This window comes from Bradyrhizobium sp. 137, from assembly GCF_023074095.1.
Classification (GTDB): domain Bacteria; phylum Pseudomonadota; class Alphaproteobacteria; order Rhizobiales; family Xanthobacteraceae; genus Bradyrhizobium.
Window position 1 is genome coordinate 20,724 of record NZ_JADPKU010000055.1, and the last position, 13,599, is coordinate 34,322.

The 13,599-nt window shown below is 65.7% G+C and carries 14 protein-coding genes; 4 read left to right on the forward strand and 10 right to left on the reverse strand.

All coding sequences use genetic code 11. From position 1 onward, the window contains the following. Window positions 1-7 precede the first annotated feature (7 nt). Complete coding sequence (locus tag IVA78_RS16510) at window positions 8-202, reverse strand: hypothetical protein (protein ID WP_346275304.1); 195 nt, start codon at window positions 200-202, stop codon at window positions 8-10. 194 nt (window positions 203-396) lie between these two features. Continuing rightward, the gene (locus IVA78_RS16515; RefSeq protein WP_247281799.1) at window positions 397-867 is read right to left on the reverse strand and encodes a hypothetical protein; all 471 of its coding nucleotides are present in this window, start codon (window positions 865-867) and stop codon (window positions 397-399) included. A 264-nt stretch (window positions 868-1,131) separates the two neighbouring features. Here IVA78_RS16515 and IVA78_RS16520 point away from each other — a divergent pair, with 264 nt between their 5' ends. The 4 genes from IVA78_RS16520 (at window position 1,132) to IVA78_RS16535 (ending at window position 4,669) form a co-directional block, all read left to right on the forward strand. Then, window positions 1,132-2,790 (forward strand): FAD-binding dehydrogenase, encoded by a 1,659-nt coding sequence (locus IVA78_RS16520; RefSeq protein ID WP_247281800.1) that lies wholly within the window; start codon window positions 1,132-1,134, stop codon window positions 2,788-2,790. 3 nt (window positions 2,791-2,793) lie between these two features. Further along, the gene (locus IVA78_RS16525; protein ID WP_247281801.1) at window positions 2,794-3,711 is read left to right on the forward strand and encodes a PHB depolymerase family esterase; all 918 of its coding nucleotides are present in this window, start codon (window positions 2,794-2,796) and stop codon (window positions 3,709-3,711) included. Between the two features lie 131 nt (window positions 3,712-3,842). Then, entirely contained in the window at window positions 3,843-4,193 is a 351-nt protein-coding gene (locus tag IVA78_RS16530; RefSeq protein WP_027575148.1) for a RidA family protein, read from the forward strand. A gap of 110 nt (window positions 4,194-4,303) precedes the next feature. Further along, the gene (locus tag IVA78_RS16535; protein ID WP_247281802.1) at window positions 4,304-4,669 is read left to right on the forward strand and encodes a nuclear transport factor 2 family protein; all 366 of its coding nucleotides are present in this window, start codon (window positions 4,304-4,306) and stop codon (window positions 4,667-4,669) included. Between the two features lie 198 nt (window positions 4,670-4,867). On the opposite strand, the gene IVA78_RS16540 is transcribed toward IVA78_RS16535, so the two are convergent. From IVA78_RS16540 to IVA78_RS16575, 8 genes are all read right to left on the reverse strand, one after another. Beyond that, window positions 4,868-5,710 carry an amidohydrolase family protein gene (locus IVA78_RS16540; protein ID WP_247281803.1) on the reverse strand — a complete coding sequence of 281 codons (843 nt, stop codon included), beginning with the start codon at window positions 5,708-5,710 and terminating at the stop codon, window positions 4,868-4,870. A gap of 3 nt (window positions 5,711-5,713) precedes the next feature. Continuing rightward, window positions 5,714-6,691, reverse strand: coding sequence for an aldo/keto reductase (locus IVA78_RS16545; protein ID WP_247281804.1), 978 nt, complete (start codon window positions 6,689-6,691; stop codon window positions 5,714-5,716). A 107-nt stretch (window positions 6,692-6,798) separates the two neighbouring features. Next, window positions 6,799-7,731: a sugar-binding protein gene (locus tag IVA78_RS16550; protein WP_247281805.1), complete on the reverse strand. Its 933-nt coding sequence runs from the start codon at window positions 7,729-7,731 to the stop codon at window positions 6,799-6,801. A 95-nt stretch (window positions 7,732-7,826) separates the two neighbouring features. Continuing rightward, window positions 7,827-8,909, reverse strand: coding sequence for an ABC transporter permease (locus tag IVA78_RS16555; protein ID WP_247281806.1), 1,083 nt, complete (start codon window positions 8,907-8,909; stop codon window positions 7,827-7,829). Beyond that, window positions 8,909-9,667, reverse strand: coding sequence for an ATP-binding cassette domain-containing protein (locus tag IVA78_RS16560; RefSeq protein ID WP_247281807.1), 759 nt, complete (start codon window positions 9,665-9,667; stop codon window positions 8,909-8,911). Before IVA78_RS16560 ends, IVA78_RS16555 begins: the two co-directional genes overlap by 1 nt. A gap of 12 nt (window positions 9,668-9,679) precedes the next feature. Continuing rightward, window positions 9,680-11,002 (reverse strand): xylose isomerase, encoded by a 1,323-nt coding sequence (gene xylA, locus IVA78_RS16565; RefSeq protein WP_247281808.1) that lies wholly within the window; start codon window positions 11,000-11,002, stop codon window positions 9,680-9,682. Next, window positions 11,003-12,457, reverse strand: coding sequence for a xylulokinase (gene xylB / locus IVA78_RS16570; RefSeq protein WP_247281809.1), 1,455 nt, complete (start codon window positions 12,455-12,457; stop codon window positions 11,003-11,005). An 82-nt stretch (window positions 12,458-12,539) separates the two neighbouring features. Continuing rightward, window positions 12,540-13,583 carry a LacI family DNA-binding transcriptional regulator gene (locus tag IVA78_RS16575; protein WP_247281810.1) on the reverse strand — a complete coding sequence of 348 codons (1,044 nt, stop codon included), beginning with the start codon at window positions 13,581-13,583 and terminating at the stop codon, window positions 12,540-12,542. Window positions 13,584-13,599 lie beyond the last annotated feature (16 nt).

The following is a 13,599-nucleotide window of genomic DNA, read 5'->3' on the forward strand; positions in this document are numbered from 1 at the left end:
GTCGAGATCAGAAGCAGGCGGTGAAACCGGTCCTGATCATTTCGAAGAACACCTGGGTGCCGTAGTGAAACCAGAGCGTGAGGGCGGCGACCACGACGAGCGCGCCGAGACCCGCGCCCACCCACAGCAGCACGGACGGCATCCGGCCGGCATTGGGCGAATTGTCCGATACTGGATGGACCGGGTGCAGTGGTTGAACCATGGTCATGATCGGGGCGAAGGGTTCCCTGCCTTTCAAATAGGCGCTGACGCGGGACCCGGCAAGCGCAGGGGTGGGGCAGAGATCACGATAAGCGTGTAGCAGCGCGAGCTTGTCGCAGGGTCGCCACTCCCGCAAGCCAAGCGGGAGAGCACCTCAATCGTGGTGCAAGTTTGCCAAAACTGGAGGGGTTGGGCCTACCTTGATGATGGCTTGTTGGTCGAGGCTTGCGCGTCCAGGTAGCAGGGCTTGTACATGGCCTGGAGCTGTTTGCCCCTCAGGAAGAGCATGTGCGGGGTGAGGCCGCCGCGCTGCGCGATCCAGCGCTTCACCTGCGAGGGATACATCGCATAGAGCATCTGGGTAGCTTCTGGATTGGTGATGGCGCGGCCGTTGCTGCCGAAATCCCACGCCGCATGGAAGCCGAGCGTTGCGTGCGAGGTCACGCAGATCCGGTCGCGTGGGATGGCGCCGAGCACGATGGTGCAGGCGGACGCGCAGAGGCCGTCGATGATGACGGTTTCGCCTGATTGCCGCAGGCCCTGGTATTTGTCGACGTAGGTTCCGATCCTGCCGCCGCGGTCATCCGCAATTCGAACCACCGCGTGAGAAGCCCCCATGCCGGCGATCAGCAGAATCGCCGCAAGCAACCCCGTCAGAACCTTCATTGTCCCCCGCCCCAGTCGTATTCGAATCTGCGTGTCAGGTGGTGATGCACGGCTAGCGTCGGTCGAGTCTGCGGTTTTGTCTAGGCACGCCGGCTTGCTCAAAACAAATTCAAATCCAGTGTTGCGTCCGCGCTGCACTCGGCTGGTCTCTATCCCAAAGTGGAACAAGTTAATGATGTCTTACCGGCCACACCCTTGATCTCAGTTGCAACCGCTGGCTTCAATCCGGACAACTACAGGGGGAACCCGAGGAGGGGGAGACACATGATTGAAGAGACGGACGTCATCGTCGTCGGCGCCGGACTATCCGGACTGGTGGCCGCAACGGAGATTGCGGACGCGGGCAAGCGCGTCATCGTGGTCGACCAGGAGGGCGAACAGTCGCTCGGCGGCCAGGCGTTCTGGTCGTTCGGCGGGTTGTTCCTGGTCGATTCGCCGGAGCAGCGCCGACTTGGCATCAAGGACTCCTACGAGCTCGCGCTCCAGGACTGGATCGGCGCCGCCGGCTTCGACCGCGACGAGGACTTCTGGCCGCGGCAATGGGCCGAGGCCTATGTGGGGTTCGCGGCCGGCGAGAAGCGCGGCTGGCTGCGGGCGATGGGCCATCGCATCTTCCCCGTGGTGGGCTGGGCCGAGCGCGGCGGCTACGATGCAATGGGCCATGGTAATTCGGTGCCGCGCTTCCACGTCACTTGGGGCACCGGCCCCGGCATCGTCGAACCATTCGAGCGCCGCGCGCGCGAAGCCGCCCAAAGCGCCCGGCTGAGCTTTCGGTTCCGCCATCGCGTCGATGCGCTCTCCATCACCAACGGCACGGTGGATGGCGTCAGCGGCGCCGTTCTCGCCCCCGATACGATCGAGCGGGGCAAGAGCTCGTCACGCAACGCCGTCGGCGAGTTCTCGCTGAAGGCGCAAGCGGTGATCGTCGCCTCCGGCGGCATCGGCGGCAATCATGAGCTGGTGCGGCAGAACTGGCCGAAGCGGCTCGGCGAGCCGCCGAAATTCATGATCTCGGGCGTGCCCGAGCATGTCGACGGCCGCATGATCGGCATCACGGAGAAGGCTGGCGCGCGGCTGATCAATCGCGACCGCATGTGGCATTACGTCGAGGGCATCCAGAACTGGTCACCCATCTGGCCGCGCCACGGCATCCGCATCCTGCCCGGCCCGTCCTCGATGTGGTTCGACGCCACGGGCACGCGGCTGCCGGCGCCGCTATTCCCGGGCTCCGACACGCTCGGCCAGCTCAAATACATCATGTCGACGGGCTATGATTATTCCTGGTTCATCCTGACGCAGAGCATCATCAACAAGGAATTTGCGCTGTCGGGCTCGGAGCAGAACCCCGACCTCACCGGCAAGAGCTGGCGCATGACCTTGCGCCGCGCCACCAACAAAGGCGCGCCGGGGCCGGTGGAGGCGTTCAAAAGCCACGGTGTCGACTTCATCGTGCGCGACAAGCTCGATGAGCTCGTTGCGGCCATGAACGAGCTTGCCGGCAGCGACCTCGTCAGGCTCGAGCACATCAGGATGCAGATCGAAGCGCGCGACCGAGAGATCGCCAATCCTTACGTCAAGGATGCGCAGGTGATGAACATCCACAATGCGCGCCGCTATATCGGCGACAAGCTGATCCGTACCGCCTCCCCGCACAGAATTCTGGATCCCGCGCATGGACCGCTGATCGCGGTGAAGCTCAACATCCTCACCCGCAAGACGCTGGGCGGCTTCGAGACCGATCTCGAGTCGCGCGTGTTCGGTGAGGACGGCAGCGTCATTCCCGGCCTTTATGCGGTCGGCGAAGCCGCCGGCTTCGGCGGCGGCGGCGTGCACGGCTACCGCTCGCTGGAGGGCACCTTCCTCGGCGGCTGCCTGTTCTCCGGGCGCAATGCCGGCCGCTCCGCGGCGAAGGCGGTGGGCTAGATCATGCGGCGGTGGATGCATATCGGGGCGTTCCTCGTGGCCCTCACCGCCGTCACGGCGGCGTCTGCCGATACGGTTGACGTCAACGGCGTGAAGCGCTCCTACACCGCGCAGCTGCCGGCGAAAAAGCCTGCGCCGCTAGTCGTCGTGTTGCATGGCAAGACCCAGCGCGGTGCCGACATGGTCGCGCGGACGGCGTGGCCGCAGCTTGCCAGGCGCGAGGGCCTCGCCGTTGTCTTTCCGGACGGACTCAACCACGCCTGGGCCGATGCGAGGACCAAGGCGGGACCCGCGCTCCGCGGTCCACCCGAGGGCACCGATGACGTCGCGTTCATCGCAAAACTTATCGAGAAGCTGGTGGCCGACGGCACCGCCGATGCAAAGCGTGTCTACGTGACCGGCATCTCCAACGGCGGCGCCATGGCGATGACGCTGGCTTGCGCCCGCGCCGATCTGCTCGCGGCAGCTGCGAGCGTGATCATGAATCTCACCGACGAGGCTGCTGTCACGTGCCATCCGTCCCGGCCGCTGCCGATTCTGATCATGAACGGCACGGCCGACCCGCTGGTGCCCTATGAAGGTGGACGCGGATCGGGCTATTATGCCGCAGACGGGTTCTGGTCGACCGACGAGACGCTGGCGTTCTGGCGCAAGCTCAATGGCTGCGACGCGGATGAGTTGACCGAAGCCGACCTGCCCGACAGAAGTCCCACCGACCAATCCACCGTGACGCGGATTTCCTCACGTTGCCCGGCCGGACACGACGTCGTGCTCTATCGCGTCAATCGAGGCGGCCATCGCATGCCCGGATTTGCACCTGACGCGCGTTTCCCGAAGGTCGCGACCGGCCTGCTCGGGCCACAGAACAGTGACATCGACGGCGCCGAGACGATCTGGGCTTTCTTCAGCCAGTTTCGCTGAGCGGCGCATCGCCGCAGGCAGCGCATGCGTGTCTGGCAAGGCATGCGCGCCTGGCAACGCATGCGTGCCTGGGCTGGCACAGCGCGAATCGCTGGGCTAGACAGGGCCGCCCTTCCACCAGGAGATCCCAAATGAGCATTCAGCGTTTTGAAACCGGCCCGCGCATGAGCCAGGTCGTCGTGCACGGCAACACCGTCTATCTCGCCGGTGTCGTCGCGAACAAGGCTGCCGGCGAAAGCGTGACGAAGCAGACCCAGGACATCCTGGCGACCATCGACGGCCACCTCGCCAAGGCCGGCACCGACAAATCGAAGCTGCTCTCGGCCACGATCTACATCACCGACATGAAAACGTTCGGCGAGATGAACGCGGTGTGGGACGCCTGGGTCTCGCCTGGCAACACGCCGGCCCGCGCCACCGTCGAAGCCAAGCTGGCGGCGCCGCAATACACCGTAGAGATCATGGTGACCGCGGCGAAGTGACGCCTGCATGAGATTATGCGTGCGCCGATGACCTCCGAGGTAATCGATCGGCGCGCGCATTCCTTCGATAGTTACGGTCAGCCAACACGGCACTGTCGAAGGAGAACATCATGACCGATCCCAACACCATCGCCTGCCGCTACATCGAGCTCTGGAACGAACGCGCCGCCGGCCGCCGGCGCGAACTGCTCAGCCAAAACTGGACAGCGGATGCGAGCTATGTCGATCCCCTGATGAAGGGCGACGGCCAGGACGGGATCCACGCGCTGATCGCAGGCGTGCAGCAGCGCTTTCCCGATTTCACCTTCAAGCTGATCGGCGAGCCCAACGGCTACGGCGACCATGTGCGCTTCTCGTGGGGACTTGGTCCTGACGGCGTCGACAGCCCGATCAAGGGAACGGATTTTGCCGTGCTAAAGGAGGGCCGGATCAGGAGCGTGACGGGATTTCTGGATCAGGTGCCAGCGGGCGCGTGAAGGGCGGGCACGCTGCTTTCTTCCTTCTCCCCTTGTGGGAGAAGGTGGCGCGAAGCGCCGGATGAGGGGTTGCTTCCGCGATCCTTGCTGCTTGAGGGTCGTGCGCGGAGAGATACCCCTCGCCCGTCTCGCCGCTACGCGGCGAGCCACCCTCTCCCACAAGGGGAGAGGGAAAGAGTGCAACCCTCGACTGAACAGTCAAGCCAACCGATACGCAGCCTTCGCATTCACACCGAACGCCTTCTCGCGCACGTGTGCGCCCAGCCTCACCAGGCACGCCTCCAGCGCATCCTTGATCTCGCCGTAGCTCCCCGCAAGCAGACACACCGGCCAGTCCGAGCCGAAGATCAGCCGATCCTCGCCAAAGCATGTCGCGGCATGCTGAACGAACGGAAACAGACGCTCCGCATTCCAATCGCTCCAGACTGCTTCCGTCGCCAAGCCCGAAATCTTGCACCAGACATTGCCGCAAGCAGCGAGCGCCGCGATGCCATCGGCCCATTCGTCGCTTGCGCCATCGGCGATCGGCGGCTTGGCGGCGTGGTCGAGCACGAAGCGCGCTTGCGGGAAGGCCTGCGCGGTCGCGATCGCAACCGGCAACTCGCGGGTGCGGACGAGGAAGTCGTAGGTGAGATCGCGGGCAAACACCGCGGTGAGGCCGCGCTGGACGTCTTCGCGGAGTAACCAATCCGGATCGGCTTCATCGTGGACCTGGTGACGAATGCCCACCAGCTTGTCCCCACCGGGCGCAGCGCGCAATCGATCGAGCGTTTCGTCAAGCGCCCCGTCCGTCAGATCAGCCCAGCCAACGACACCGATGACAGAGGGCGTCGCATGCGCGATGCGCAGGAACTCCTCGGTCTCCTCCAGCGCGGAGCGGCACTGCACCAGAATGCTCGCATCGATGCCGTTTGCCTTCAGCAATGGCGCAAGATCGCCAGGGCCGAAGGCGCGGCGGATCGGTGTGAGCTCGTCCGCGTCCATCCAGGGATAGTCGGCACGCGCCGGATCCCAGAAATGCTGGTGACCGTCGATGATCATGGCTCACGCTCCGCCCGGCAGCGGCGCCCGCGCATCGACGAGGTTTTGCGCGCGCAGCTCCTGCCAGAAGGCCTGCGGCACCGCCGCCTCCGACATCGCGATGTTCTCGGCCGCCTCCGCAGCATTGCGCGCGCCCATCACCGTGACCGTCACGGCCGGGTGGGCCATGCAGAACTGCAGCGCTGCGGCCTTTAGCTCGGTGCCGTGCTCGTGACAGAGCGCGTCGAGTTCCAGCGCACGCGCGACAAGCGCCGCGTCAGCATCCTGATAATTGAACTTCGCGCTCGTGTGCGGATTGGCCAAGATGCCGCTGTTGTAGACGCCGCCGAGCAGGATGCCGATGTTCCTGGCCTGGCAGGCCGGAAATAGCGCATCCAGCGCGCCCTGGTCGAGCAGCGTGTAGCGGCCGGCGAGCAGGAAGCAGTCAACCGGCACGGCGTCGGCAAAGCGGACCAGCATTTCCGACTGGTTCATGCCGGCGCCGATCGCCTTGACCGTGCCGTCCTCGCGCAGGCGCTGCAGCGCGCGGAAGGCACCGGTGACGGCATCGTCATAGTGGTCGTCGGCATCATGCACGAGCAGGACGTCGATGCGATCGAGCCCGAGCCTGGCGAGGCTTTCCTCCACCGAGCGCATCACGCCGTCATGGCTGAAATCGAACACCGGCCGCTCACGCGGCGTGCCCTTGTAGTGCTCGTCCTCGGCGGCGGCGCCCTCGGGCGCGCGCAAAAGACGCCCGACCTTGGTCGAGATCGCATAGGATTCACGCGGCTGCTGCCGCAGGAACGCGCCGAGCCGCCGCTCGGCCAGGCCAAAGCCGTAAAGCGGCGCGGTGTCGAAGAAGCGGATTCCGAGCGACCAGGCACGCGCGACCGTCGCTTGCGCATCGGCGTCGCTGACGGGTGCGAACAATCCGCCGAGCGGGGCGGAGCCGAGGCCGATCGAGGTGACGTCGAGAGAGCCGAGGCGCGACCGTTTCATTTCCATTGCCTTCCAGGAGTCGTCCTTCCAGCGGCGCAAATCATCTCCCCCGCTCGCGGAAACCGCAAGCGGGGGAGGCACGCAGGAGCGCGGGGCTGGCGGCGCTCCTACTTCAACATCTGTGCAACGTTGTCCTTGGTCACGAGATCGAGACCGGTGTAGACGATCTCCGGCACCTTCTCGCCCTTCTTGATGGCGAGCAGCGTGTCCATCGCCTTCTCGCCCATCTCGAACGGACGCTGGCCGACCAGCGCATTGGCATAGCCGTCGCGCAGGAGCTCAAGCTGCATCTTGAGCGTATCGGCGACCACCAGGGTGAACTTGCCGGAGTCGATGTCCTTCTTGTTCCTGGAGGCGAAGGCCTTGAAGCCTTCAGGAGCGAACATCGGCCAGCCGCCGATGGGAACGATGGCGGCGAGATCGGGCGTTGCGGTGCGCATGTCGGTCATCTGCTGGACCGCGAGCGCGGGATCGTCGTTGCAGAAGGTGGGCGAGCCCGCAACTTCGGTCCATTTCGAGCCCTTCAGCGCCTCGCGCACGCCGTCGACGCGCTCGGCGAGGTTCTTGGCGCCGGGACCGCCCGAAACCATCGCATATTTGCCGCCGTCGGGCCGCATTTTCAGCAATTGCTTGCCGAGCGCGACACCGAACTCCTTGTTGTTGGTGCCGATATAGGCAATGCGCTTGGAGCCCGGTGCATCGGCATCGAAGGTGATGACGGGGATGCCGGCCGCGGTCGCCGCCTCGATCGACTTGGTCATGGCCGCGACGTCGGCGACCGAGATGGCGAGACCGTCGACCTTCTGCGTGATGAAGTCCTGGATGATCTGGGCTTGCGTCGCCGGCTCGTGCTCGACCGGCCCCTTGTAAATGCATTCGATGTTGCCGAGCTCCTTGGCGCGCTTCAGGCAACCGTCGCGCGCGAAGTCGAAGAACGGATTGTTCATCGCCTTGGGCACGATGACGAAGCGGTAGTTCGCAGCGAACGCCGGCGTTGCCATCATGGCAACAGTGATGCCGGCAAGAAGAAGTTTCCTCATTGTCTCCTCCACCCTTCTCTTGCGCCCATCCTTTCCAGATTCGTCCGGGAAGCGGACAGGCGGCATTTTCGTTGCCTCCCCGGAACGACGTCACGTCAGATCATCCGCGATCGGATGCGATCGACCAGCACGGCCAGGATGATGATCACGCCCACCAGCGTCTGCTGCCAGTAGGAGCTGACTTGCGCCAGCACGAGGCCGTTGCGGATCACCTCCAGCAGCACGCAGCCGACGATGGCCCCCAACGGACCGCCGATGCCGCCGGCGAGATTGGCGCCACCGATCACGGCCGCCGCAATCACGTTGAGCTCGTAGGACGTCGCCATGTTGGCCGGCGCCGATCCAAGCCAGCCGGAGATGATGATGCCCTGGAGCCCCGCGGCGAGCGCGCAGATCACGTAGACCTCGATCTTCACCCGCACCACCGGAATGCCGGTGAGCTCGGCCGCCTTCTCGTTGCCACCGAGCGCGAAGACGTGGCGTCCGAACGAGGTATGGTGCAGCACCACGGCCATCGCCAGCGCGAGGATCACCAGATAGATGAAAGGCACGGGCACGCCGAGCACGTCGCCGGAGGTGAGCGCATAGAAATAATCTGCATCCGGTCCGCCCGGAAAACTGCCACGGCCGTTGGAGACGACGTAGCCGAGCCCGCGTACGATCGAGAGCATGCCGAGCGTGGTCACGAACGGCGACAGACCGAGCACGGCGATGCAGAAGCCGTTGACGAGCCCGGCGACCAGCGCGACGCCGAGGCCGGCGAGGATCGAGACCAGCAGGATCAGCCCTGGCACCTTGGCGAGCACGGTCTTGCCGTCGGCCGCCATGTGCACGAACAGCGCGCCTGCCGGCGAGCCGGGTGCCGACAATTCGGTCATCACCATCGAGGTGATCATGGCGGAGAAACACATCATCGAGCCGACCGAGAGGTCGATGCCGCCGGTGATGATCACGAAGGTCACGCCCAGCGTGGCAATGGCGATGAAGGAAAAGTTCTTCGCCACGTTCTGCATGTTGCCTTCGGTGAAGAAGTACGGGCTGGCGAAATGCATGATCACCAGCAACACCGCCAGCGCGAGCAGGACATAGCCGGTCTGTGACGCGAAGATGCCGCGCTGCCACCATCTGATCCGGCCGACATTGGTGAAGCTGATCGGAGATTCCAGGGGCATGGCCATCACGCCGCCTCCTTCGCGCCGGTGATCAGGGCGGTGACCTCCTCGGGCGAAGTCTGGTGGATCGGCTTGTCGGCGCGCTTCTCGCCGCGGCGCATGACGACCACGCGGTCGCACACCGCGAACACGTCGGGCATGCGGTGCGAGATCAGCATCACGGCGACACCCTGCTCCTTCAGCCGGTGGATCAGGCCGAGCACCTGCTCGACCTGGCGGACCGAAATCGCGGCCGTCGGCTCATCCATCATCACCAGCCGCGCATTGGAGAGCCGCGTCCGCGCGATCGCGACCGCCTGGCGCTGGCCGCCCGACATTTGCTTGACGAGATCATCGGGGCGGGTCTCCGAGCGCAATTCGCCGAACAGCTCCAGCGCCCGCGCCGCCATCGCCTTGTGGTCGAGCAACGCAATGGGTCCGAATGTGCGCTTCAGCTCGCGGCCGAGGAAGACGTTGGCAGCGGCGGTCAGATTGTCGGCGAGTGCGAGATCCTGGTAGACGACCTCGATGCCGACGGTGCGGGCATCGAGCGGTCGGCTGAAATGGACCGCATTGCCGGCAAAGCGGATCTCGCCATGGCTGGGGCGGAAATTGCCGGCGATGATCTTGACCAGCGTCGACTTACCGGCGCCGTTGTCGCCCATCAGGCCGACGACCTCGCCCGGGAACACCTGCATGTCGACCTCATGCAGCGCCCGGATCGCGCCGAACTCCTTGCCGATGCCAGTCAGCTCGAGCACCGGCGTTGCTTCAGCGCTTGTCATCAGCGGCCTTCCTCAGACATGTCGGTTGACCAGGGATTCCAGATATTCCTGCCGACCCGAGCGCGGCTGCGGGTCGAAGCCGGGGCCGAGCGCACGGTCGGCGAGATCGGCGAGCGAACGCTGGCCGCCGAGAATGGCCTGGCCCTCGGGCCCGGCCCATCCTTCGTAGCGCTTGGCAAGCGGTGTGGTGAGCACGCCGGCGTCGAGCATGTCGGCAGCGGCGAGGAAGGCGCGCGCGCAGGCATCCATCGAGCCGACATGGGCGTGGATCAGATCGTCGGGATCGATCGACTGACGTCTGATTTTGGCATCAAAATTGAGCCCGCCCGCGGTGAAGCCACCGTGGCTCAGGATCTCGTGGAACACCAAGGCGAGCTCCGGCACGTTCATCGCGAACTGGTCGGTGTCCCAGCCGAGCAGATCGTCGCCGCGGTTGACGTCGAGCGAGCCGAACACGCCGAGCGCCTCGGCGAGCGCAACCTCGTGATGGAAGGAGTGACCGGCGAGGATGGCGTGGTTCTGCTCGATGTTGAGCTTGACGTCGTTCAGGAGATCGTAGCGCTCGAGGAAGCCGTAACAGGTGGCGACGTCGAAATCGTATTGATGCTTGGTCGGCTCCTTCGGCTTGGGCTCGATCAGGATCGGTCCCTTGAAGCCTATTCTGTGCTTGTGCTCGACCACCAGCGAGACGAAGCGGCCGAGCTGGTCAAGCTCGCGCTTGAGATCGGTGTTGAGCAGCGTCTCGTAGCCCTCGCGCCCGCCCCATAGCACGTAATTCTGGCCGCCGAGCCGGTGCGTCACCTCCAGCGCGGCGCGGACCTGGCCGGCGGCATAGGTGAAGATATCGGGGTCCGGATTGGTCGCGGCGCCCGCCATGTAGCGACGATGCGTGAACAGATTGGCTGTGCCCCAGAGCAGGCGGACCTTCGCGGAAGCCATCTTCGCCTCGAACAGATCGGCAATCGCGTTGAGATTGGCGACGGACTCGCTAAGCGAGGCGCCTTCCGGCGCTGCATCGACGTCGTGGAAGGTGAAGAACGGCACGTCCAGCAGGCGGAACAGCTCGAAGGCAACATCGGCCTTGGCCCGCGCCAGCGCCATCGCATCGGTACCGTCGTGCCAGGGCCGCAGGAAGGTCTCGCCGCCGAAGGGGTCTGCGCCCGGCCAGCAGAACGAATGCCAATAGCAGACCGCAAATCGTAAGTGGTCCTCCAGCCGGCGGCCATGCACGAGGCGGTCCTTGTCGTACCAGCGGAAGGCGAGCGTGTTGTCCGCATCTTTGCCGGCAAAGGCGACAGGCGTGCTGGCCTCGAAGAATTTGGCTGACGCGTTCACTCAGGCAGTCTCCTTCAATGCAGGATAAAGCGCCCGCCAGCGCAGATAGGCCTCGTCATAGGCCGCAGTGACGGATGGGCGGGGTGTGAAGCTCGCGAGCCGCCGCGGGGGTTTGCAGACCTCTGCGGGGTCCTCGCCGGTCGCGGCGATACGGCCGAGCCGCGCAACGCCGAGCGCGGCGCCCACTTCGCCTTCCTCAACGCGATGAACGGGAATGCCGAGCACGTCGGCGCAGATCTGCGCCCACAGCGGCGAGCGCGAGCCACCGCCGACCAGATCGAGCTCAGCAAGCGGCCCACTCGCTGAGCTCAGCGCGGCCAGATTGTCGCGCGCGGCAAAGGCGACGCCTTCGAGCACGGCCTGGACGATCTGCGCCCGCCCGGTCGCACCGCGCAAGCCCACAAAGGCCCCGCTCGCGGTAGCATCGTTGTGCGGCGTACGCTCGCCATCGAGATACGGCAGGAAGGAGACGGGGCTGGGCCCGTCGACGCGCTCGCCGAGCGGTGCCAAGAGCGCTGCGGCCGGAGTCTCCATCACGCCAGACAGCCAGGCGAGCGAGGCCGCGGCCGACAGCATCACCCCCATCTGATGCCAGAGGCCGGGCAGCGCATGGCAGAAGGCATGCACGGCCGAAGCCGGCGCCGGCGCGAAGCGGTCGGTGACGCGGAAGACCACGCCCGAGGTGCCCAGCGACAGGAAAGCATTGCCCGGCGCGATCGCGCCAAGCCCGATCGCGCTCGCCGCATTGTCGCCGGCGCCGCCGGCGACCACGACATCCGCAGTCATGCCCCAGCGCTGCGCGTATTCCGACGCGAGCACCGCGCTCACCTCGCTGCCCTCGACGAGGCGCGGCATGTGATGCAGATCGAGCCCGGTGGCATGCAGCAACAGTGCCGACCAGCGGCGCAGACCAACATCCAGCCACAGCGTGCCGGCGGCGTCCGACATGTCCTCGACCATTTCGCCGGTGAGGCGATAGCGGACATAGGCCTTGGGCAGCAGCACCTTTGCGACGCGATCGAAGATCTTTGGCTCATGCCGCGCCACCCAGAGCAGCTTCGGCGCGGTGAAGCCAGGCATGGCGAGATTGCCGGCGATCGCGTGCAACGACGGACAGCGCCGCTCCAGCATGGCGCATTCGGCGTGCGAGCGGCCGTCGTTCCAGAGAATCGCGGAACGCAGCGGCCGCCCATCCTCGCCAAGCAGCGTCGCGCCATGCATCTGGCCCGACAGCCCGATGCCGGCGACCCGCGCGACCTCGCGCGGATGGCGGGCGGCGAGATCGTCCACCGCGCCGATCGCCGCATCGACCCAGGCGTCCGGATCCTGCTCGGACCACAGCGGCGCCGGGTGCGACAGCGCAAGCTCGCGCGCGGCCGTCGCGACAATCGCGCCGGCTTCGCTCACGAGCACCGCTTTCACACCGGATGTGCCGATGTCTAGTCCGAGATACACGCCATCCTCCCTTTTGCCTGTCGCGGTGCGCGAGCTTGACGTCGCATTCACCGCTGCAGACCATTTTGAAATCCAGCTGCCACTAGGGCAGATTGTCCCGCATCACGATGTCGATCCTGATCTTCTCCTGTTCGCGCAAGATCGGCTCGCCGCGGGCGAGCGCGAGCAGAACGCGCACGGCGGCACGCGCCTCATGGCCAGGGTTCTGCGAGATCGCCGCATGCATCACGCCCTGCAACAGCAGCCGCCGTGTCAACGCGGTGACGTCGTGCCCGACGAACACCACCTGCTTTTCGCGGCCGGCATCGGTCAAAGCCTTGGCTACGCCTTGCGTGCCGGCGCCGACGTTATAAAGCCCGACAATGTCAGCATGCCTGCCGAACAGCCGCGCCAATACTTGCTCCGAACGCTCGTCCTCGTCGCGCCCTTCCAGCACCGGCAGCACGCTGAGACCGGGGAATTCCGTCGCCATCACCTGGTTGAAGCCGAAGATGCGCTCGGCGTGGTCGCGCAGGCCCTGCGAGCCCGCGACGATCGCGACCTTGCCGGACCTCTGGCCGACCAGCCGCCCGACCAGCGCGCCGGCGGTGCGACCCGCAGCGATGTTGTCGATGCCGACATAATGATGGCGGCGCGAGGACGGCACGTCCGAGACCAGCGTCACCACCTTGGCGCCGGCATCGACGAGATCATTGATGGCGGCGCGAACACTCGGATGATCCAGCGCCACCACGGCGATGCCATCGTAATCGCCCGATAGCGCCTCCAGCGTGCCTGCGAGCGCGGAGGGGTCGAACACGTCGGTCGGCACCATCTCGACGCTGAGGCGGCGGGCCGACAGCCAGGCCGACATTTCGCCGAGATAGGCTTCGATCTGCTGCATGAACGGGTTCGAGCCCGACGGCATCACGAAGGCGAAGCGCCGGGCGCGGCTGCGGGCGAGCTCGGCGGCCGCAACGTGCGGCTGGAACGAATTGCGCTCGATCGCCGCCTTGACGCGCCGGACCGTGTCCGGGCGGACGCCCGGGCGGTTGTGGAGGACGCGGTCGACCGTGGCGAGGCTGACGCCGGCCTCGCGGGCGATATCCTTCAGCGTCAGCGCAGTTGGGGTGAGCGTCTCGGCCATGGCTGAAGGCTAGCAG

Coding starts and splice junctions, on each gene's coding strand:
- IVA78_RS16560 (WP_247281807.1), bottom strand. CDS start 9,667: ATGACAAGCGCTGAAGCAACGCCGGTGCTCGAGCTGACTGGCATCGGC.
- IVA78_RS16545 (WP_247281804.1), bottom strand. CDS start 6,691: ATGAAACGGTCGCGCCTCGGCTCTCTCGACGTCACCTCGATCGGCCTC.
- IVA78_RS16555 (WP_247281806.1), bottom strand. CDS start 8,909: ATGGCCATGCCCCTGGAATCTCCGATCAGCTTCACCAATGTCGGCCGG.
- IVA78_RS16550 (WP_247281805.1), bottom strand. CDS start 7,731: ATGAGGAAACTTCTTCTTGCCGGCATCACTGTTGCCATGATGGCAACG.
- IVA78_RS16525 (WP_247281801.1), top strand. CDS start 2,794: ATGCGGCGGTGGATGCATATCGGGGCGTTCCTCGTGGCCCTCACCGCC.
- IVA78_RS16540 (WP_247281803.1), bottom strand. CDS start 5,710: ATGATCATCGACGGTCACCAGCATTTCTGGGATCCGGCGCGTGCCGAC.
- IVA78_RS16530 (WP_027575148.1), top strand. CDS start 3,843: ATGAGCATTCAGCGTTTTGAAACCGGCCCGCGCATGAGCCAGGTCGTC.
- IVA78_RS16510 (WP_346275304.1), bottom strand. CDS start 202: ATGGTTCAACCACTGCACCCGGTCCATCCAGTATCGGACAATTCGCCC.
- IVA78_RS16520 (WP_247281800.1), top strand. CDS start 1,132: ATGATTGAAGAGACGGACGTCATCGTCGTCGGCGCCGGACTATCCGGA.
- IVA78_RS16575 (WP_247281810.1), bottom strand. CDS start 13,583: ATGGCCGAGACGCTCACCCCAACTGCGCTGACGCTGAAGGATATCGCC.
- IVA78_RS16515 (WP_247281799.1), bottom strand. CDS start 867: ATGAAGGTTCTGACGGGGTTGCTTGCGGCGATTCTGCTGATCGCCGGC.
- IVA78_RS16535 (WP_247281802.1), top strand. CDS start 4,304: ATGACCGATCCCAACACCATCGCCTGCCGCTACATCGAGCTCTGGAAC.